This is a genomic window from Shinella agrisoli, assembly GCF_046557955.1.
Classification (GTDB): Bacteria; Pseudomonadota; Alphaproteobacteria; order Rhizobiales; family Rhizobiaceae; genus Shinella.
This window is the reverse complement of record NZ_JBJIEP010000010.1, coordinates 81393-99807: the sequence shown is the minus strand read 5'-3', so window position 1 is coordinate 99807 and position 18415 is coordinate 81393. Positions and strand designations below refer to the sequence as shown.

Below are 18415 nucleotides of genomic sequence, written 5' to 3'. Positions count from 1 at the left end.
ACTGCATAATTTCCAGCCCCAGGAACGAAATATTCAAGGGGCTTTAACCATGTCGATTTCCCGCCGCGGATTCCTGCTCGGCGCTTCCGCACTGCTCGCAGGCTGCGCGACGAACGGCACCAGCGATCGCGCCAACTACGGCGACCGCATGGAGGAGAAATTTCCGCTGCGGGCGATACCGCTCGACAAGATCAAGCCCGAGCTTCGCCGCCAGGAAGTCGCCTACGACACCGGCCACGCGGCAGGCACCATCGTCGTCGACACGCCGGCGCGCCGGCTCTATTACGTGCTCGGCAACGGCCGGGCCATACGCTACGGCATCGGCGTCGGGCGGCAGGGCTATTCGCTGGCGGGCAACGCCTATATCGGCCGCAAGGCGGAATGGCCGAGCTGGACCCCGACGGCGAACATGATCCGCCGCGATCCGAAGAAGAACCTGAAATATGCCGGCGGCGTGCCGGGCGGCCTCAACAACCCGCTTGGCGCCCGCGCCATCTACCTATACCAGAACGGCAACGACACCATGTTCCGCATCCACGGCACCAACCAGCCCTGGTCGATCGGCCAGGCCATGTCGAGCGGCTGCGTGCGCATGCTCAACCACGACGTGATCGACCTTTACGAGCGCGTGAAGGTGGGCGGCCGCGTGCACGTCATCCAGGGCCGGCGCGAGGCCTGATTTTCGCCTCCAGGGTGCAGACCCGCAACGGAACTACGCCGGCGCACGCCGGCCTTTTCTTTGCGGTTTGAAAAAACTGAATTGTATCATACCATTGCCCTGGTGATCCCACGCTTGGACAAAGTCGGGGCGGTCGCGCAAAATTGACGGTTCCATGACGCATTGGGGTCAATGGCAGACGCATTCGTACCGGCATTCGACTCCGTAGCTGCAAAAGTCGAGGATGCGGTATCGCGGAACCACGGGGCTTTTCCGGCCTGTCCGAGAACGATCCGCAGAGGATCACGAGACCCGCGGCGGCGGTGCAGCGGGCTCGAACGGGCACAACGACACCGCCGCAAATGAGGGAACGGATATGAAACATCTTCTTGCTTCCACCTGCCTCGTCGCCGGCCTCCTGGCCATGACGGGCGCCGCACGCGCCGAGTGCGGCGACGTGACCATCGCCAGCATGAACTGGCAGAGCGCCGAGGTCCTCGCCGCGCTCGACAAGTTCATCCTGACCGAAGGCTACGGCTGCAACGCGGAGGTCATCGTCGGCGACACGGTCCCGACCATCACCTCGATGATCGAGAAGGGCGAGCCGGATCTTGCGCCCGAAGGCTGGGTGGACCTGCTGCCGGACGTCGTCAACCGCGGCATCGAGGAAGGCAAGCTGATCGGCGCGGCCGTCGCGCTTTCCGACGCCGCCGTCCAGGGCTGGTGGATCCCGAAATACATCGCCGACGCCCATCCGGACATCAAGACGATCGACGACGCGCTGAAGCACCCCGAACTGTTCCCGGATCCGGAAGACAAGAGCAAGGGCGCCGTGCACAACGGCCCGCAGGGCTGGGGCGGCACGGTCGTGACCAGCCAGCTCTACAAGGCTTACGGCGCGGAAGCGGCCGGCTTCACGCTGGTCGACACCGGCTCTGCCGCCGGCCTCGACGGCTCGATCGCCAAGGCCTACGAGCGCAAGGAAGGCTGGGTGGGCTACTACTGGGCCCCGACCGCGCTTCTCGGCAAGTACGAGATGGTGAAGCTCGAGCACGGCGTGCCCTATGACGAGGCCGAGTGGAAGCGCTGCAACACGGTCGCCGATTGCCCGGACCCGAAGAAGAACGACTGGCCGAAGGACAAGGTCCAGACGCTGGTGACCAAGGCGTTCTCCGAGCGCGCCGGCGAGGACGTCATGGGCTACCTCAACAAGCGCGCCTGGAGCAACGACACGGTCAACAAGCTGATGGCCTGGATGACCGACAACCAGGCGAGCGGCGACGACGGCGCCAAGCACTTCCTGGAGGAGAACGAAGCCCTCTGGAAGGAATGGGTCTCGCCGGAAGTGGCCGAGAAGATCAAGGCCGCTCTCTGATCGCCTGGTCGAAACGGCGGCGCGCCTTCGGGCGCGCCGCCTTCCGTCTTCGTTTTCGCGCATGCCGTTGGCAAGATCGCCACGCGCCTTTCGGCGGCATGCTTCAGGGTTTGGTTCGAAAGCCGGCGCAAGACCGGCCGGAGCCGGAAGGGGATCGATATGGAATGGTTCACGAAATTTCCGACGATGAACGCGGATTCGCTGCGCGACCTCAAGAAGGCGATCGATGAGGGCTTCCGTGCCTTCACGCGCGCCTATGGCGACAGCATCGAGTCCGTCTTCGAGCCGCTGCAGCATTTTCTCATCTGGTCCGAGCGCTTCATGACGCGCACGCCCTGGCCGATCATCCTTCTCCTGATCGCGCTCGTCGCCTGGTTCGCCAGCCGCAACTGGAAGATCGTCGCCGGCACCATCGTCACGCTTCTCCTGATCGGCTATTTCGACATGTGGGACGACACGATGAAGACGGTCTCGATGATCTTCGTCTGTACGGTGCTCTCCATCGTCATCGGCATACCGATCGGCATCCTCATGTCGCGCTCGGACAGGGTGCAGAACGCGATCAACCCGATCCTCGACGTCATGCAGACCATGCCGAGTTTCGTCTACCTGATACCGGTGGTCATGCTGCTCGGCATCGGCAAGGTCCCCGGCCTCATTGCCGTCGTCATCTACGCCATACCGCCGATGATCCGCCTCACCAATCTCGGCATCCGCCTCGTCGACAAGGACGTGCTGGAAGCGGCCGACGCCTTCGGCTCGTCGAGCTGGCAGAAGCTGAAGAACGTGCAGATGCCGCTGGCCCTGCCCACCATCATGGCCGGCATCAACCAGACGATCATGATGGCGCTCGCCATGGTGGTCATCGCCTCGATGATCGGCGTGCAGGGCCTCGGCCAGCCGGTGCTGAAGGCGATCTCCAACCAGTACTTCACGCTCGGTATCTTCAACGGCCTTGCCATCGTCGGCATCGCCATCATCTTCGACCGCGTGAGCCAGGCCTTCGGCAAGCGCCTGCAGAAGCACCGCGAGATCATCCACGGCTGACCGAAAGAGGGCGCCCGGCACGAGCCGCGGGCGCCCTCCCTTAACCTCAGCGCCTCGGCGAGAGGATGCCGGTGGAGAGCGCGACGCCCGCGCCGACGACGAGGGCGGCGGTGATCTCCGCCGCGCCGAAACGTTCCCCCAGGAAGACCGCGCCGCCGAGCGTCGCCAGCACCGGCGTGATCGCCGTGAAGGCGGCGGCCTGGCTGCCGCCGAGGGTACGGATGGCGGTGCCATAGGCGAAGGTGGCGATGAGGCCGGACAGGATGCCCTGGCTGGTGATCTGGAGCGCGAGGTCGGGCAGCGACGCCTCGGCAAGATGCGTGCCGAAGATCGCGGCCAGCAGCAGATGGATCAGGAACGACCAGGCCGCGATGAGGGCGGCGCCCTCCAGCGCGGAAAGCCCGGAGCGGCGGAAGGCGTGCGTGAACCCCGCCCAGAGCACGGCGCCGAGCGGCAGCAGCAGGAAACCGGTCATGGTCATGCCGCTTTTCTGCAGGCTGGCGGCAAGCAGGATGACGACGCCGGCGACGATGGCGGCAAGGCCGGCAAGGCGCATGCGGTCCGGCCGCTCGCCGAAAAGCGCGATGCCGATCAGCGCGGTGGCAAGCGGCATGGAGCCGCCGAGCAGGATGCCGCCGGGCGCGGCGGGCGTCGTATGCAGCGCCGCGGCCGTGACCTGGAAGAACAGCGCGCCGGCCCCCGCCACCATGACGGCGACGAGCCTGGACGGCACGCCCTTCGGCAACAGCCCGGTTTTCAGCCAGATCGGCGCGAGCAGGATCGCCGGAACGCCGTAGCGGATGAGGCCGATATCGATCGTGCCGAGCGGCGTTGCCGCCGTGTGGCGCGTCGCCAGCACCCAGGCCGCCCAGATCAGCACCGTGACGACCGCCCCGGCATAGCCGGCGATGAGGGGATTGGATTTGTCTGCGGAGGGAAGCGAGACCATGGCCATGGCGATGTCCTTTCTGCCGGGCTCGATGCATGGCCGGACTCTAGCGCTGAAGGGCAAGGCACGTCCTTGCGATTTATGCCTTCATTCGCGTAGGATGCACACGATCGTATCAATTACGGCCGAAGAAGTTCTTGGATATGCCAAACCTGGATAAATTCGACATCGCCATCCTCAAGGTGCTGCAGGAGGATGCGCGCGCGACGAACGTCGAGATCGCCGAACGGGTGAACCTGTCGCCGTCGCCGTGCCTGCGCCGCATCCGCAACCTGGAGAAATCGGGCGTGCTGCGCGGCTATCGCGCCGACATCGACCGCAAGGAGGTCGGCCTCGGCCTGACGGTCTTCGTCGAGATCAAGGTGGGGCAGCACAGCCGGGAGAATGCGATGGCCCAGCAGGAGGCGCTGCTGGCCATACCGGAGGTCGTGTCCTGCTTCCTGATCTCCGGCAACGCGGATTTCCTGGCGGAGGTCGTGGTGGAGGACCTCGCCGCCTATGAACGGCTGCTGACGGAAACCCTGCTCTGCATGCCGAACGTCACGGACATAAGGTCCAATTTCGCGATTCGCAGCATCAAGACCGGCGGCCCGCTGAAACTGCCGGCGCCGTAGCGCCTGCCGCGGACGAAGACGGCGCCCGAAGGCGCCGTGCGGTCCTTTCCGGTCACTCGGCCGGGCAGGCGGGCGTTGCCGCCCGATCCATCTTCTCGAGCGTCAGCGAGACCAGGAAGACGCCGAAGCCGACGATGGCCGTCGCCGCGCCGACGAAGCCCATCGAGCCGTAACCGTAGCCCGCGCTGATCGACAGGCCGCCGAACAGCGCGCCGAGCGCGTTGGCGACGTTGAAGGCGGAATGGTTGAGCGCGGCGGCGAGCGTCTGCGCATTGCCGGCGACATCCATCAGGCGCGTCTGGAGGGCCGGGCCGACGACGAAGCTGCAGCCGATCAGGAAGCAGCAGATGCCGAGCAGGATGGGGTTGTGCGCCGTCAGCGACAGGCCGACGAGCACGACGAAGTAAAGCACCAGCGACCAGCCGATGGTGCGCATCAGCGAGAGGTCGGCGAGCTTGGCCCCGAAGACGTTGCCGACGATCATGCCGCAGCCGAAGATCGCCATGATGACCGGCACCATGCCGACGCTGAGGCCTGCGACCTCGGTGACGATCGGCGAAATGTAGGTGAAGACCGCGAACATGCCGCAGAAGCCGGACGCCGCGATGCCGAGCGTCAGCCATACCTGCTTGCGCTTGAGGGCGGAAAGCTCGGTCAGCGCATTGATGCCCCTCTGCGCCTTGTCGCGCGGAAGGAAGACCGCGATCAGCGCGACGGTCAGGAGCCCGGTGACGCCGACGGCGACGAACATGTACTGCCAGTCGAGCAGCTGGCCGAAGAAGGCGGCGAGCGGCGTGCCGATCAGCGTCGCGAGGGTGAGGCCCAGCATGACCTTGCCGACCGCCTGCGTGCGCTTGTTGACCGGCACCATGGAGGCGGCGACGAGCGCCGCCACGCCGAAATAGGCGCCGTGCGGCAGGCCGGAGAGGAAGCGGAAAAGCATGAAGCTCTCGAAGCTCGGGGCGGCGGCGCTGGCGAGGTTGCCGGCCGCGAAGACGCCCATCAGCACCAAAAGCAGGTCGCGCCGGCGGTAGCGGGCGCCGATGACGGCGATCACCGGCGCGCCCACCACGACGCCGAAGGCATAGGCGCTGATGACGTAGCCGGCCTGGGCGGTCGTCACGCCGAAGGTGGCCGCGACGTCGGGCAGCAGGCCCATGATGGCGAATTCGCCGGTGCCGATGCCGAAGCTGCCGACGGCCAGCGCCAGGATGATCAGGGTGACGGCGAGCGGCGGAAGCGGCGGCTGCCCGGAGGAGAGGGCGGCGCTGGGCAGGGGATGTTCGGACACGGGGGCGGCTCCGCAGGTATGGCCCACGCGGCAAATCGGCGACGAACCCTCACGGGGGCGGCCACTCCTCCTGGCTGCTGATGTGGGTCTGGTCCGGCCGGGTGGCCACGATGGGGAAGGTAAAATACGGCCGGCAGGCGCACTCCCGACGCACGCGACCGGCTTGCACTATATCAAATCGCGGCCCGCTGCCTACTGCGATTTTTCGCCCGTCCCGCATTTGGCCGGACGGCGGCGTTTCACGATTTATTGCAATCTGTTTCATGATCGCCTGTGAATTGCCGCTTTCTCGACTATCTAATGGGGACAGTCACCCTTCGGGCGTTCTCGGCCGCCACGCGGAGTATGCGAATGAGAGTTCAGGCGATTTTCAACAGGGACGGGGGGACGTTCCGCACCACCGACATGGAGGCCTATGCCCGCCACGCGGAGAAGGTCTTCTCGGAGGCGGGGCACCACCTCGACTGCGACATCGTTGAGGGAAGCGATATCGAGACGGCGCTGCGCCGCTGCGCGGACCGCACCGATCTCGACGCGATGCTGGCCGGCGGCGGCGACGGCACGGTTTCGGCCGCGGCCGGCCTTGCCTGGCAGAGCAAGATGCCGCTCGGCATCGTTCCGGCGGGCACGATGAACCTCTTCGCGCGCTCGCTGAACATCCCGCTCGACATCTGGCAGGCGATCGACGCGCTGGCGGACGGCGACATAGCGGCCGCCGACATCGGCACGGCGGATGACCGCCCGTTCGTGCACCAGTTCTCCGCCGGCCTGCATGCCAGGCTGGTGCGCCTGCGCAACGCGATGACCTATCGCTCGCGCCTCGGCAAGATCGCAGCCAACACCCGGGCCGCCTTCGGCGTCATCCTCGATCCGCCCGAGTTCGAGGTGGAGTTCAATGTCGACGGCGTCGAAGAGCACCGCAAGGTCTCGGCCATCAACGTCTCGAACAACCGGTTCGGCGAAAACGGCCTGCTCTATGCGGACGATCCGACCGGCGGCCATCTCGGCTTCTATACGACCAATCCGCTCAAGCCGGCCGGCGTCGCCAAGCTCGCCTTCGACATCCTGCGCGGCAAGCTGCGGGAAAATGCCGATGTCACGGAAATGACCGGCACCGCCGTCGACCTTCACTTCCCGAAGGTCGACCGGGCGATCAACTGCGTCATCGACGGCGAATTGCTGCCGATGGACCGCGAGGTCTCGATCCGGCTGCATCCGGGCGAGTTGAAGGTGATCGTGCCGAAGGCGCAGGCCGAAAGCATGGAGACGACCGAGCCGGCGGCCGCTTGAATCCGGGGCGCAGCATGGGCGATTGCCCCTCACCCTAACCCTCTCCCCGCAAGCGGGGAGAGGGGACTTGCCCCACGAGCCGGCCATGGTTGAGGAAACCGGTGCCTCACGTCCCCTTCGCCCCGCTTGCGGGCAGGCGGATGAGGGGGATGCTTTTCCGCAGTCCTATCCTAGATCCGCGGCAGGTAGGTCTGGTAGTCGAAGTCCGAGACCGTGCGCAGGTAGGTGATCGCCTCCTTGCGCTTCGTGTCGCCGTAGAGCTTCTGGTACCCTGCGCCAAAAGTGTCTCTGATGAAGGGCGAGGCGGAGAATTCTTCCACGGCCGTCAGGAAGTCGTGCGTCAGGCGGGTCGCCGGCGGGGCCTGCTTGCCCGGCTCCGTCACCGGTCCGGGATCGAGGTCCTCGTCGAGCCCGAGGAGGATGCCGCCGAGGATCGCCGTCAGCAGGAGGTAGGGATTGACGTCCGCGCCCGCCACGCGATGCTCGACACGCGCCGCCGGCCCGTCCTTGTCGGGTATGCGGATCGCCGTGCCGCGATGGCCGAAACCCCAGGTGAGGTCCACCGGCGCGAAGGAGCCCGGCTGGAAGCGGCGGTAGGAATTGGCGAAGGGCGCGAAGACGAGCTGCGCGTCGCGCATCGTCCGCAGCATGCCGGCCGTGACCGACTTCAGCTTCGCCGGCTCGCCGCCCCTGGCGTCGAGGATGTTTCGGCCATCCCTGTCGACGATGCTGCAATGGACGTGCAGGCCCGAGCCCGCCTGGTCGGCATAGGGCTTGGCCATGCAGGTGGATTTCAGGCCGAAGCGGCGCGCGGCGTGATCGGCGATGCGTTTCAGATAGATGCAGTCGTCGGCCGCGGCCATCGCGTCCGGCCGGTGCAGGAGGTTGATCTCGAACTGGCCGGGGCCGAATTCCGCCGTCGTCGCATCCGCCGGCAGGTCCATGGCCTTCGCCCAGGCGCGCACGGTCTGGAGGTAGCCGTCGAGCGCGTCCGTCGCGCGCATGTCGTAGAGCTGGAAGCCGTTCGGCTCGTCGCGGTACATGAGGGCGGCCGGCGGGCGGGGCCTGCCCGTCTCGCGCCAGTCGTCCTCTACCACGTAGAATTCGAGCTCGGTCGCCACGACCGGCGTCAGGTCGCGGTCCCCGAACCGCTTGAGCATGCGCGCGAGGATGGCGCGCGGGTCCATGAAGGAGGGCGTGCCGTCGAACTCGTGCATGGTGGCGAGCACCTGGCGCGAGCCTTCCGGCGCCCAGGGCATGACGGTCAGCGAGCGTTTGTCGGGAATGCACACCCCGTCCGGGTCGCCGACGGATAGCGAAAGGCCCGTGATGTCGTCGTTGTCGTCGCCCCAGATGTCGAGCGACTGGGTGGAGGAGGGCAGACGGACCGACCCGTCCCAGATCTTCTTCTCGCCTTCCGGCGGAACCTGCTTGCCGCGCAGGTCCCCGTTCATGCCGACGAGGAGGATTTCGATACGGGGCGGAGCATTGGCGGGCGGGGAACCGGCTGCCGTTCTGTCGTTTGTCATGCTGTCTGCTTCGGTTGGGCGGGAAGCCTTGGAAAGAAGTCGCGGCCTTCGCCCGATGCCTTGCCAAATGCCTGTTCTGTGGGCATTTTCGTAGCCCATTCTTTCCCGCCGTTCAATAAGGCGGGCCTATCCCCGGGGATGTATCAAAATGTCGAAAAGCAGTGCAGCAGCCGTATCCAACCTCGGCGCCCTCGATGCCGCCCATCACCTTCATCCCTTCTCGGACATGAAGAAGCTGAATGCGGCCGGCACGCGCATCATCGAGCGCGGCGAGGGCTCCTACATCTTCGACAACCACGGCAAGCGCTATCTCGACGGCTTCGCCGGCCTCTGGTGCGTCAACATCGGCTACGGCCGCAAGGAGATCGCGGGCGCCGTCGTGCGCCAGATGAACGAGCTGCCCTACTACAACACCTTCTTCGGCACCACGACGCCGCCGGCCGTGCTGCTCGCCCAGAAGATCACCTCGCACGCCGGCCCGCACATCAACCGCGTCTTCTTCACCGGCTCGGGCTCGGAGGCGAACGACACCTGGTTCCGCATGGCCCGCGTCTACTGGGGCGCCATGGGCAAGCCCACCAAGAAGGCGGTCATCGCCCGCAGGAACGGCTATCACGGCTCCACCGTGGCCGGCGCCTCGCTCGGCGGCATGAAGTGGATGCACGAGCAGGGGGACCTGCCGATCGCCGGCGTCCACCACATCGACCAACCCTACTGGTTCGGCGAGGGCGGCGACCTGCCGCCGGACGAGTTCGGCCTGAAGATGGCCCGCCAGCTGGAGAAGAAGATCGACGAGCTCGGCGAGGACAATGTCGCCGCCTTCGTCGCCGAGCCGGTCCAGGGCGCGGGCGGCGTCATCGTGCCGCCGGCGACCTACTGGCCCGAGATCGCCCGCATCTGCAAGGCGAGGAACATCCTGCTCGTGACGGACGAGGTGATCTGCGGCTTCGGCCGCACCGGCTACTGGTTCGGCCACCAGCATTTCGGCGTCGAGCCGGACCTTGCGCCCATCGCCAAGGGCCTCTCCTCCGGCTATCTGCCGATCGGCGGCGTCATGGTCTCCGACCGCGTCGGCAACGTGCTGGTCGAGGAGGTCGGCGACTTCAACCACGGCTTCACCTATTCCGGCCACCCGGTCTGCGCCGCCGCGGCGCTCGAGAACCTGCGCATCATCGAGGACGAAGGGCTCGTCGAGCGCGTGCGCGACGACATCGGCCCCTATCTTGCCGCGGGCCTGAAATCGCTGGAGGACCTGCCGATCGTCGGCGAGGTCCAGCAGGTCGGCCTGATGGCCGCCGTCCAGCTCGCCGAGGACAAAGCGGCCCGCAAGCGCTTCGAGGACAAGGAGAAGGCGGGCGTCACCGTCCGCAACCATTGCCTCGAAAACGGCCTCGTGCTGCGCGCCACCGGCGACCGCATGCTCTTCTCCCCGCCGCTCGTCATCACCCATGCCGAGGTCGACGAGATGATCGACATCACGCGCAAGGGGCTGGAGCATGCGTGGAAGGTGCTGGGGGCGTAGCTATGGGCAATCGCGCAGCTGGATGACGCGAAGGGTCTCGTCGGAAACGAATTTCGCATCGTTGGTCACGAGAGACTCGCAGCCGAAGTCGATGGCGGAACAATAGTGGCTGGCATCGAGCAGCTTGAGGCCCTTCGTAGCGCCGATGCGCGCCGCCGTGTCCAGCAGGCGGAAGTCTGCCGGGACGACCGTTATGATTCCGGCCTCGAAGAAAAGCGACCTGTAGGCGGCTTCCACGTCCGCTCGCCCGAGGCGGTAGGCGCCGTAGAGACATTCGCAAACGACGATTTCGTTGGCGATGAGTTCGATATTGCGGGACAGGGCGTCCGTCAGCAGGGCATCGACCTGCCTTTGCCGGTCGGCTTCGCCCTGGATGTAGTAAATGACGATATTGGAATCCAGATAGAGCCGTGTCGTCTGGTCGAGCCAGCCGCTACTCGTCATCGCCGGAGAATTCGCGGCGGAGGACGTCTATTTCATCCGAGGAAAGAGGCCCGTACCGTTTTGCGCCCACCCCTTTGAACGCACGGAGGCGTTCGATCTTCCCTGCCGTTTCATCGGCATCAATCGGCCCCGCCGTCGCCGCAAGGTGCCTTCGGACGGCCTGCTCGACGAGAAATGACCGAGAACGCTTTGTTTCGCGTGCGCGCTGATCCAGCAGCGCAAGCGTTTCCTTCGACAATCTTATGGAGGTGGGGTGGGTTGCAGTGCTCATCGCCTATCGCCACGGTTCTGTAGTCGAATGTAGTCGATACCGCCATGAACTTCAATTCCACCGACCGCTACTGGAACGCCGTCTCGAAGAAGCTTCTCAGCTTGCGCGAATGCAGCTTCTCCGTCGGCATGCCCGCCAGCTTCTCCAGCGCGCGGATGCCGATCCTCAGGTGCTGGTTCACCTGGGTGCGGTAGAAGGCCGTCGCCATGCCGGGCAGCTTCAATTCGCCGTGCAGCGGCTTGTCGGAGACGCACAGCAGCGTGCCGTAGGGCACGCGGAAGCGGAAGCCGTTGGCGGCGATGGTGGCCGATTCCATGTCGAGCGCGATGGCGCGCGACTGGGAGAGGCGTTTCACCGGCCCGCGCTGGTCGCGCAGCTCCCAGTTGCGGTTGTCAATGGTCGCGACGGTGCCGGTGCGCATGATGCGCTTGAGGTCGTAGCCTTCGAGGCCCGTCACCTCCTCCACGGCGCTTTCGAGCGCCACCTGCACCTCGGCGAGCGCCGGGATCGGCACCCAGACGGGAAGGTCGTCGTCGAGCACGTGGTCCTCGCGCACATAAGCGTGGGCGAGCACGTAGTCGCCCAGCGTCTGGCTGTTCCTGAGGCCCGCGCAATGGCCGAGCATCAGCCAGGCATGCGGGCGCAGCACGGCGATATGGTCGGTGATCGTCTTGGCGTTGGAGGGCCCGACGCCGATATTGACGAGCGTTATACCGCCGTGGCCCTTCTTCTTGATGTGATAGGCCGGCATCTGCGGCAGGCGGCCGGGCGTGATGTTCGGCTCCGGCCTGTCGGCGCCTGCCGGCGTGACGATATTGCCGGGCTCCACGAAGGCCGTGTAGCCGTTGCCGCCTTCGGCCATCTGCTGGCGCGCCCACTCGCAGAACTCGTCGACGTAGAACTGGTAGTTCGTGAAGAGCACGAAGTTCTGGAAATGGTTGGCGCTCGTGGCCGTGTAGTGGCTGAGGCGGGCGAGCGAATAGTCGATGCGCTGCGCGGTGAAGGGGGCAAGCGGCGAGGGCTCGCCGGGACCGGGTTCGTAGGAGCCGTTGGCGATCTCGTCGTCGGTGTTCGTCAGGTCCGGCGCGTCGAAGAGGTCGCGCAGAGGAAGCTCGATGCCCTCCGCGACGCCTGCCTCCACATGCGCGCCTTCCCCGAAGGCGAAGTGCAGCGGGATCGGCGTCGTCGATTCCGAGACGGTGACGCTGATGCCGTGGTTGCGCATCAACAGGCCGAGCTGCTCCTTGAGATAGTGCCGGAAGAGCTCCGGGTGGGTGATGGTCGTCGTATAGACGCCGGGCGAGGCCACGTAGCCGTAGGAGAGGCGGGAATCGACGTGGCCGAAGCTGGTCGTCTCGATGCTGACCTGCGGATAGCAGGCGCGGAAGCGCTTTTCCGGCGTGCCGGTCTCGCCGAGCGACAGGAAGGCGTCGGTCAGGAACCTGGTATTGCGGTCGTAGAGTTCCTGGAGGGCATCGACGGCGGCCACCGGATCATCGAAGGACCGCGGCTCGTAGGAGGGGGGCGTGGCGAAGGAGAGGGGCTTCGGAGAAAAGATTCGCTTGCTCATGAATCACTATAGTTGTTGTTTTTCGACAAGCAAACGACAACTTGGACGCGCCCGCAAGCCCTATCGCGGGGCGGCGAGAATGACGCCCGCGCCGGCGAGCGCCAGCGCCGCGCCCGCGACGTCGAAGCGGTCGGGGCGCAGCCCCTCGGCGAACCAGAGCCAGAGCAGGGAGGCGGCGATATAGACCCCGCCGTAGGCCGCATAGGCGCGGCCGGCGAAGGCGCTGTCGACCTGCGCCAAGAGCCAGCCGAAGAGGGCGAGCGAGGCCATGCCGGGAACGAGCCAGAGGATGGGCTTGTCGAGCCGCCACCAGGCCCAGAAGGCGAAGCACCCGGCGATCTCGGCAAGGGCGGCGGCGGAAAAGACGAGAAGGGATTTCATCCGGTGCTCCGGGTGGCTGGCGTGAAGCTCACCCGGTTTAGCACGGAACGGCACGGCTGCCAGCGTGGTTCTCAGCTCATCGACTGGCGCTGGAGGGTGACGAAGAGCACGAGGCCGGCGCCCTGTTTCTCGATGCCGAGACCGCCCGCATTGTTCCAGGCAAGGGCGCCGACCGGGGCGATCATCATCGCCGAGAGAGCGAGGATGCGCAGGGCGATGGCGCAGGTTTGGAGGAGGGCGGTCGTCATCGGAAGGATCCAGGTCTGGTCAGGGTAAGATCAGAGGGCGGCGCGGCACATCTGCGGCGCCGAGCAGGCCATCATCTTGCCGGTGGCGTTGTGCGTGCTGCGGCGGTAGTCGGTCTCGACGGCGGCGGCCAGCATGATCGCGAAAATGGCCATCAGAAGGGTGATGATGGTCAGGCGGCGCGCGAGGATGTCCATGGTCTTGTCCCTCATCCAGGTGTTTTCGATGCAGCCCTTGTCGCATTCCGGGACTGAACGCTCCCTGAGAGGCCGGTTCATCTCCCGTTCAGGAAAGCTGTGAGGGCGAACAGCCAACGAAAAAGCCGCCGGGCATGCCCGGCGGCTCGTCAAACGGAAGGCGGGCTTCCGGTCCTTTCCGCTCTTGGCTAGAGCCGCGTCCAGGTCTGCGACTTGCAGAGCACGGCCAGCACGCAGCCCTTCATGCGCAGCGATTTGCCGCTGACCGAGCCTGAACCGCTGTAGGTCTTGTCCGTCTCGGGATCGGTGATCGAGCCGCTGTAGTCGGAGCCCGATCCCTTCAGCTGGCCGATGCGCTTTCCGGCATGCTTGCCCGATTTCAGCGTGATGCAGAAGCTGCCGCCGCATTTGGCGATGACGGCCGTCGCGCCGCTCGCCGTCTTCCAGTTTCCTTCGATCGGCTCGGCGGCAAGGGCGGCGCCCGGAACGGCAAGAAGGGCGGCGGCGATCCATGTCCTCAGTTTCATTCTCTTCCTCCTCCAGAATGAGAGCCGAAGCATATCTTACGCAAACGTAAAGGTAAATATCCACTCCGGCCGGATTTCAGCGGTTCTCGGGAGGTCCCGGCGCATGAAAAACGGTGTGCCTGAAAACCGCAGTCGTCTGCCGTGGTTAGCGAAAGGTTGAAATCGCCGGTTGAACAATCCGTAAATTTTGAAGCGAATGCCGCCATTTCCAAGGGGTGCGATGTTTAACGAAAATCCAATTTTACCAAGCGTTTGGATTTTGTTCGTCTCAAATTAAGCATGCATTTTAAGCGCATTTTGAAAGGCTGGCGGCATAGTCGGGCCATAAGACGAGCACGGAAGAACCGGCCGGCAAAACTCCGAAGGAAGACCAAGGCCGCAGAAGACGGCAGGCGCCGGAGGAGGCCCGAAAGGGCAGGTAAAACAGGGTATTAAAAGCAGTAAACCAGTCAGACAGGGACAATCGAAATGGCACGCTTTGACTTTCAGAACACCGAAACGGCCGCCATGACGGGCGGCGAGAACCGCGCCGAAACCTTCTGCGACATGGGCCTCATGTATGCGACGGGCCGCGGCTGCGACGTCGATCTGGTGCAGGCGCACAAATGGCTCAACATCGCTGCCATCAAGGGTTGCGATCGCGCCGCCGAACTGCGCGCCGACCTCGCCGCGACGATGACGAAGACCGACCTCGCCCTGGCGCTGCGTGCGGCGCGGGAATGGATGACGGTGCATTGAGGGGATAGGCGTCAGGCGGTAGGCAGTAGGCAGTAGGGCGTTACCTCTACTGCCTACTGCCTACTGCCTTCAAAACCCGCGGCAGCGCTTCCTCCAGCAGCGCCATGTCCTCGTCCGGCCCGACGCTGATGCGGATGCACCGGTTGAGGGGGGCGATGCCCGGCATGCGGATGAAGACGCCGTGTTCCATCAGGCCGTCGACGATGGCCCGGGCGTGGGTGCCGTCCCGCCCGCAGTCGATGGTGACGAAATTGGTGGCGGAGGCAAGCGGAAGAAGGCCGTTTGCCCCTGCGATCCCCGCGATACGCTCGCGGGAGGCGGCGATGCGGGCGATGACGTCCGCAAGATAGGCCTGGTCCTTCAGCGCGGCGAGCGCGGCCTGGACCGAGACCCGCGCCATGCCGAAATGATTGCGGATCTTGTCGAAGGCCTGCGCGTTGCCGAGCGTGCCGATCGCATAGCCGATCCGCGCGCCGGCAAGGCCGTAGGCCTTCGAGAAGGTGCGCATGCGCAGGACGTTCGGCTGGCCGATCAGCGCCTCGACGGGCGGGATCGTGCCGGCCGGCGCCGTTTCGCCGTAGGCCTCGTCGAGGACGAGCAGCGTCGTTTCCGGCAGCGCCCGCGCGAAGGCGACGACGCTGTCGGCATCCCACCAGCTTCCCATCGGATTGTCGGGATTGGCGACGTAGACGAGCGGCGCGTTTTCCTGCCGCACGGCGGCAAGCAGGCCGTCGAGATTCTCCCTGTCGCCCGCATAGGGCACGGTGACGAGCCGCCCGCCGAAACCGTTCACATGGTAGTTGAAGGTGGGGTAGCCGCCGAGCGAGGTCACGACCGGCGTGCCCGGTTCGACGACGAGCCGTGCGATCTCGCCGAGCAGCCCGTCGATGCCGCCGCCGACCGCGATATTGTCGCGCGAAATGCCGTGGGCGAGGGCGAGAGCCTCGCGCAGCTCGAAATTCTCCGGATCGCTGTACATCCAGGTCGTCGCGGCCGCCGCGCGCATCGCCTCGAGCACGGAAGGGGCGGGGCCGAAGCCGCTTTCGTTCGCGCCGATGCGGGCCTTGACAGCAAGGCCGCGGTTGCGCTCGATGGCTTCCGGGCCGACGAAGGGCACGGCTGCGGGCAGGGACTGGGCGATGGCGGTGAAGCGGGAGAATGCGGACATGAAGGCGCCTGCGGATGGGTGGGGCGGATAGGAAGGCCGCCGGAATCGGCGGCCGCAGGCACCCTAGCCAATAATCCGCGGCGGTGGAACGCTTAAGGGGTGGAACGCTTAAGGGCGGGTCGAGCCGATGCCGCCCTTTTCCACGCCGACCATGTAGCGCCGCTCTTCCTTCCTGGGCCGATTGTTGACGCCGCCGGTAAAATAGTCGGAGCGCACGATCGTGTGCAGCAGTTCCTCGTCGATCTCCTTGATGAACTGCACGCCGATGCGTTTGTCGTTGCGGTAGATCTCCGCGCAGCCGATGCGCGAGGCGACGCCGACGATGGAGAGGTAGTAGTGGAGCGGCAGGCCGAGGGTGGTGGTGACGGTGAAGCTCGCGCCGCCCTGCGATATGTCGATCAGCTTGCAGCTGCGCATCTTCGGCGCGGCCAGGTCGAACCCCACGGTCATCAGCATGCCCTGCCGGTTGACCGCAAAACGCTCCCATCTGCGCTCGTAAAGCCCTGCGGCTGACCGCGGATCGGCACCGATACTCATTGCCACACTCCCGATGGGGGACATCATGTCCGACAGATGGCGGGAGTGTCGCAGGCGAGTATTTTGTTTCATTGAAACAAATGCTTAAAAGTTTAATCGCCGGACCTTCGGGAGAATCCGCTTACGCGCCGTGCATTTCGGTCCGGCGGCCGAGCACCAGGTCGAGGAAGTCGGGGTCGAGGAACATGTTGAAGCGCACCACCATCTCCTCGCCGTCGCGCTTGAATTCCGTGCAGGGGATCTCGTCGCGGATGCCTTGGATCTCCAGGTAGAAGTTCTCCGGCAGCGTCAGCGCCTTGTTGATCGAGAGCACAGCGCCGGCGCTGGAAATGCTGCGGACGAGGCAGGTATAGCGCATCGCCGTGCTGAGATGGTGGCCGATCGGCGTGACGAAGCCGGGCTTGTCGAGGCGATACTGGACGAAGCTGCGCTTAGGATGGCGCAGGCGAAGCTGGTCGTGGACGCTGTCGAGGGGCATGGCGCCCTCCCGCTTGTGTTGCCGGACCCGGATTGTATCGAAACGGGATGGATAAAACGTGAAAACGGCCGCTCGCATTTGAACGAGCGGCCGGGGATGGATCTTCGGGCGAGCCCGCAAGCCGAAGCGCTTGCCTTACTGGAACGCCTGCAGCCCCGTCTGCGCGCGGCCGAGGATCAGCGCGTGGATGTCGTGCGTGCCCTCGTAGGTGTTGACGGCCTCGAGGTTCATGACGTGGCGGATGACGCCGTACTCGTCCGAGACGCCGTTGCCGCCGTGCATGTCGCGCGCCACGCGGGCGATGTCGAGCGCCTTGCCGCAGTTGTTGCGCTTCATCAGCGAGATGAGCTCGGCCGGCGCGCGGTGATCGTCGAAGAGGCGCCCGAGGCGCAGCGCGCCCTGAAGGCCGAGCGCGATCTCGGTCTCCATGTCGGCGAGCTTCTTCTGGATGAGCTGGTTGGCGGCGAGCGGCCTGCCGAACTGCTTGCGGTCGAGCGTGTACTGGCGGGCGGCGTGCCAGCAGAATTCGGCCGCGCCCATTGCGCCCCAGGCGATGCCGTAGCGCGCGCGGTTGAGGCAGCCGAAGGGACCGGCGAGGCCGGAAACCTCCGGCAGCAGGTTCTCGTCCGGCACGAAGACGTCCTGCATCATGATCATGCCCGTGACGGAGGCGCGCAGCGAGAACTTGCCCTCGATCTTCGGCGTCTCCAGGCCCTTCATGCCGCGTTCCAGCACGAAGCCCTTGATCTTGCCCTCGTGCGCGTCGGATTTCGCCCAGACGACCGCGACGTCGGCGATCGGCGAATTGGTGATCCAGTTCTTGGCGCCCGAGACGAGATAGCCGCCGTCCACCTTCTTGGCGCGGGTGATCATGGAGGAGGGGTCGGAGCCGTGGTCGGGCTCGGTGAGGCCGAAGCAGCCCACCCATTCGCCGGAGGCGAGCTTGGGAAGGTATTTCCTGCGCTGCTCTTCCGTGCCGTAGGCGAAGATCGGGTGCATGACGAGCGAGGACTGCACGGACATGGCCGAGCGGTAGCCGGAATCGACGCGCTCGACCTCGCGGGCGACGAGGCCGTAGGAGACGTAGTTGGCGCCGACGCCGCCGTATTCCTCCGGGATCGTCGGGCCGAGCAGGCCGAGCGCGCCCATCTCGGTCATGATCTCGCGGTGGAAGACCTCGTGGCGGTTCGCCTCGGTGACGCGCGAGGCGAGCTTGTCCTGGCAATAGGCGCGCGCCGTGTCGCGGATCATGCGCTCCTCGTCCGTCAGCTGGTCTTCCAGGAGGAAGGGATCGGCCCAGTCGAAGGGCGCCATCCTGGCGCGGGCCTGCTGCGGAGTGGCGCTGTGGTGCTCGCTCATGGACTTCCTCCTGTCGCGGTTTCGTCGTGGCAGAAGTGCTACATCAGCTTCCTTCTCTCCGAAAGGGCGGGAACGAAAAGGGCGGTCGAAGGCTTTGGCTATTTCTGAATGCCCTCATGAGCCCGCAGAATGAGCCGTCCCGCCGCATTTTTCCCGTTTCGCCTTGATCCTGCCGCCCCGGATGAGCAATTAACCTGACGATGAGCAATTCCACGACCGATTCC

The 18415-nt window shown here is 65.5% G+C and carries 21 protein-coding genes; 7 read left to right on the top strand and 14 right to left on the bottom strand.

Going from position 1 to position 18415, the window contains the following annotated elements; all coding sequences use genetic code 11:
- Positions 1–49: 49 nt before the first annotated feature.
- The 3 genes from ACIIOY_RS12835 (at position 50) to ACIIOY_RS12825 (ending at position 3080) form a co-directional block, all read left to right on the top strand.
- Positions 50–679: a L,D-transpeptidase gene (locus ACIIOY_RS12835; RefSeq protein WP_411035066.1), complete on the top strand. Its 630-nt coding sequence runs from the start codon at positions 50–52 to the stop codon at positions 677–679.
- Between the two features lie 355 nt (positions 680–1034).
- Positions 1035–2033, top strand: coding sequence for an ABC transporter substrate-binding protein (locus ACIIOY_RS12830; protein ID WP_411035065.1), 999 nt, complete (start codon positions 1035–1037; stop codon positions 2031–2033).
- Positions 2034–2192: 159 nt separating this feature from the next.
- Positions 2193–3080 (top strand): ABC transporter permease, encoded by an 888-nt coding sequence (locus ACIIOY_RS12825; RefSeq protein WP_411035064.1) that lies wholly within the window; start codon positions 2193–2195, stop codon positions 3078–3080.
- Positions 3081–3126: 46 nt separating this feature from the next.
- Here the strand turns inward: ACIIOY_RS12825 and ACIIOY_RS12820 are convergent, their stop codons facing one another.
- Positions 3127–4029, bottom strand: a complete 903-nt coding sequence (locus ACIIOY_RS12820) for a DMT family transporter (RefSeq protein WP_411035177.1) — start codon at positions 4027–4029, stop codon at positions 3127–3129.
- A gap of 143 nt (positions 4030–4172) precedes the next feature.
- On the opposite strand from ACIIOY_RS12820, the gene ACIIOY_RS12815 reads away from it, so the two are divergent.
- Positions 4173–4643: an Lrp/AsnC family transcriptional regulator gene (locus ACIIOY_RS12815; protein WP_411035063.1), complete on the top strand. Its 471-nt coding sequence runs from the start codon at positions 4173–4175 to the stop codon at positions 4641–4643.
- A 52-nt stretch (positions 4644–4695) separates the two neighbouring features.
- Here ACIIOY_RS12815 and ACIIOY_RS12810 read toward each other — a convergent pair whose 3' ends face one another.
- Entirely contained in the window at positions 4696–5934 is a 1239-nt protein-coding gene (locus tag ACIIOY_RS12810) for an MFS transporter (RefSeq protein ID WP_411035062.1), read from the bottom strand.
- 351 nt (positions 5935–6285) lie between these two features.
- Here ACIIOY_RS12810 and ACIIOY_RS12805 point away from each other — a divergent pair, with 351 nt between their 5' ends.
- A complete protein-coding gene (locus tag ACIIOY_RS12805) occupies positions 6286–7224 on the top strand; it encodes a diacylglycerol/lipid kinase family protein (protein ID WP_411035061.1) in 939 nt (312 codons plus the stop codon).
- Between the two features lie 170 nt (positions 7225–7394).
- Here the strand turns inward: ACIIOY_RS12805 and ACIIOY_RS12800 are convergent, their stop codons facing one another.
- Positions 7395–8753 carry a glutamine synthetase family protein gene (locus ACIIOY_RS12800; RefSeq protein WP_411035060.1) on the bottom strand — a complete coding sequence of 453 codons (1359 nt, stop codon included), beginning with the start codon at positions 8751–8753 and terminating at the stop codon, positions 7395–7397.
- A 148-nt stretch (positions 8754–8901) separates the two neighbouring features.
- Between ACIIOY_RS12800 and ACIIOY_RS12795 the strand changes: the two genes are divergently transcribed.
- Positions 8902–10275: an aspartate aminotransferase family protein gene (locus ACIIOY_RS12795; RefSeq protein WP_411035059.1), complete on the top strand. Its 1374-nt coding sequence runs from the start codon at positions 8902–8904 to the stop codon at positions 10273–10275.
- On the opposite strand, the gene ACIIOY_RS12790 is transcribed toward ACIIOY_RS12795, so the two are convergent.
- The 7 genes from ACIIOY_RS12790 to ACIIOY_RS12760 form a co-directional block, all read right to left on the bottom strand.
- Positions 10276–10719, bottom strand: coding sequence for a type II toxin-antitoxin system VapC family toxin (locus ACIIOY_RS12790; protein ID WP_411035058.1), 444 nt, complete (start codon positions 10717–10719; stop codon positions 10276–10278).
- A complete protein-coding gene (locus ACIIOY_RS12785) occupies positions 10709–10990 on the bottom strand; it encodes a ribbon-helix-helix protein, CopG family (protein ID WP_411035057.1) in 282 nt (93 codons plus the stop codon). The genes ACIIOY_RS12790 and ACIIOY_RS12785 overlap by 11 nt, the downstream gene beginning before the upstream one ends.
- 67 nt (positions 10991–11057) lie before the next feature.
- A complete protein-coding gene (locus tag ACIIOY_RS12780) occupies positions 11058–12560 on the bottom strand; it encodes an AMP nucleosidase (RefSeq protein WP_411035056.1) in 1503 nt (500 codons plus the stop codon).
- A gap of 60 nt (positions 12561–12620) precedes the next feature.
- A complete protein-coding gene (locus ACIIOY_RS12775) occupies positions 12621–12941 on the bottom strand; it encodes a YnfA family protein (protein ID WP_411035055.1) in 321 nt (106 codons plus the stop codon).
- 71 nt (positions 12942–13012) lie between these two features.
- Positions 13013–13189: a hypothetical protein gene (locus tag ACIIOY_RS12770; protein WP_411035054.1), complete on the bottom strand. Its 177-nt coding sequence runs from the start codon at positions 13187–13189 to the stop codon at positions 13013–13015.
- Between the two features lie 30 nt (positions 13190–13219).
- A complete protein-coding gene (locus ACIIOY_RS12765) occupies positions 13220–13399 on the bottom strand; it encodes a hypothetical protein (protein ID WP_411035053.1) in 180 nt (59 codons plus the stop codon).
- Between the two features lie 173 nt (positions 13400–13572).
- Positions 13573–13911, bottom strand: a complete 339-nt coding sequence (locus ACIIOY_RS12760; protein WP_411035052.1) for a DUF2147 domain-containing protein — start codon at positions 13909–13911, stop codon at positions 13573–13575.
- A 468-nt stretch (positions 13912–14379) separates the two neighbouring features.
- Here ACIIOY_RS12760 and ACIIOY_RS12755 point away from each other — a divergent pair, with 468 nt between their 5' ends.
- Positions 14380–14649 carry an SEL1-like repeat protein gene (locus tag ACIIOY_RS12755; protein ID WP_411035051.1) on the top strand — a complete coding sequence of 90 codons (270 nt, stop codon included), beginning with the start codon at positions 14380–14382 and terminating at the stop codon, positions 14647–14649.
- Positions 14650–14695: 46 nt separating this feature from the next.
- Here ACIIOY_RS12755 and ACIIOY_RS12750 read toward each other — a convergent pair whose 3' ends face one another.
- The 4 genes from ACIIOY_RS12750 to ACIIOY_RS12735 all read right to left on the bottom strand — a co-directional run bounded on the left by ACIIOY_RS12750 (position 14696) and on the right by ACIIOY_RS12735 (position 18191).
- A complete protein-coding gene (locus ACIIOY_RS12750) occupies positions 14696–15817 on the bottom strand; it encodes a pyridoxal phosphate-dependent aminotransferase (RefSeq protein ID WP_411035050.1) in 1122 nt (373 codons plus the stop codon).
- Positions 15818–15925: 108 nt separating this feature from the next.
- Positions 15926–16354 carry a PilZ domain-containing protein gene (locus ACIIOY_RS12745; RefSeq protein ID WP_411035049.1) on the bottom strand — a complete coding sequence of 143 codons (429 nt, stop codon included), beginning with the start codon at positions 16352–16354 and terminating at the stop codon, positions 15926–15928.
- Between the two features lie 121 nt (positions 16355–16475).
- Complete coding sequence (locus ACIIOY_RS12740; protein WP_411035048.1) at positions 16476–16832, bottom strand: hypothetical protein; 357 nt, start codon at positions 16830–16832, stop codon at positions 16476–16478.
- A gap of 135 nt (positions 16833–16967) precedes the next feature.
- Positions 16968–18191, bottom strand: a complete 1224-nt coding sequence (locus tag ACIIOY_RS12735; RefSeq protein ID WP_411035047.1) for an acyl-CoA dehydrogenase — start codon at positions 18189–18191, stop codon at positions 16968–16970.
- Positions 18192–18415: the final 224 nt, after the last annotated feature.

Coding starts and splice junctions, on each gene's coding strand:
- ACIIOY_RS12740 (WP_411035048.1), bottom strand. CDS start 16,832: ATGCCCCTCGACAGCGTCCACGACCAGCTTCGCCTGCGCCATCCTAAG.
- ACIIOY_RS12815 (WP_411035063.1), top strand. CDS start 4,173: ATGCCAAACCTGGATAAATTCGACATCGCCATCCTCAAGGTGCTGCAG.
- ACIIOY_RS12835 (WP_411035066.1), top strand. CDS start 50: ATGTCGATTTCCCGCCGCGGATTCCTGCTCGGCGCTTCCGCACTGCTC.
- ACIIOY_RS12830 (WP_411035065.1), top strand. CDS start 1,035: ATGAAACATCTTCTTGCTTCCACCTGCCTCGTCGCCGGCCTCCTGGCC.
- ACIIOY_RS12820 (WP_411035177.1), bottom strand. CDS start 4,029: ATGGTCTCGCTTCCCTCCGCAGACAAATCCAATCCCCTCATCGCCGGC.
- ACIIOY_RS12770 (WP_411035054.1), bottom strand. CDS start 13,189: ATGACGACCGCCCTCCTCCAAACCTGCGCCATCGCCCTGCGCATCCTC.
- ACIIOY_RS12755 (WP_411035051.1), top strand. CDS start 14,380: ATGGCACGCTTTGACTTTCAGAACACCGAAACGGCCGCCATGACGGGC.
- ACIIOY_RS12825 (WP_411035064.1), top strand. CDS start 2,193: ATGGAATGGTTCACGAAATTTCCGACGATGAACGCGGATTCGCTGCGC.
- ACIIOY_RS12795 (WP_411035059.1), top strand. CDS start 8,902: ATGTCGAAAAGCAGTGCAGCAGCCGTATCCAACCTCGGCGCCCTCGAT.
- ACIIOY_RS12785 (WP_411035057.1), bottom strand. CDS start 10,990: ATGAGCACTGCAACCCACCCCACCTCCATAAGATTGTCGAAGGAAACG.
- ACIIOY_RS12780 (WP_411035056.1), bottom strand. CDS start 12,560: ATGAGCAAGCGAATCTTTTCTCCGAAGCCCCTCTCCTTCGCCACGCCC.
- ACIIOY_RS12745 (WP_411035049.1), bottom strand. CDS start 16,354: ATGAGTATCGGTGCCGATCCGCGGTCAGCCGCAGGGCTTTACGAGCGC.
- ACIIOY_RS12800 (WP_411035060.1), bottom strand. CDS start 8,753: ATGACAAACGACAGAACGGCAGCCGGTTCCCCGCCCGCCAATGCTCCG.
- ACIIOY_RS12750 (WP_411035050.1), bottom strand. CDS start 15,817: ATGTCCGCATTCTCCCGCTTCACCGCCATCGCCCAGTCCCTGCCCGCA.
- ACIIOY_RS12775 (WP_411035055.1), bottom strand. CDS start 12,941: ATGAAATCCCTTCTCGTCTTTTCCGCCGCCGCCCTTGCCGAGATCGCC.
- ACIIOY_RS12760 (WP_411035052.1), bottom strand. CDS start 13,911: ATGAAACTGAGGACATGGATCGCCGCCGCCCTTCTTGCCGTTCCGGGC.
- ACIIOY_RS12790 (WP_411035058.1), bottom strand. CDS start 10,719: ATGACGAGTAGCGGCTGGCTCGACCAGACGACACGGCTCTATCTGGAT.
- ACIIOY_RS12735 (WP_411035047.1), bottom strand. CDS start 18,191: ATGAGCGAGCACCACAGCGCCACTCCGCAGCAGGCCCGCGCCAGGATG.
- ACIIOY_RS12805 (WP_411035061.1), top strand. CDS start 6,286: ATGAGAGTTCAGGCGATTTTCAACAGGGACGGGGGGACGTTCCGCACC.
- ACIIOY_RS12765 (WP_411035053.1), bottom strand. CDS start 13,399: ATGAGGGACAAGACCATGGACATCCTCGCGCGCCGCCTGACCATCATC.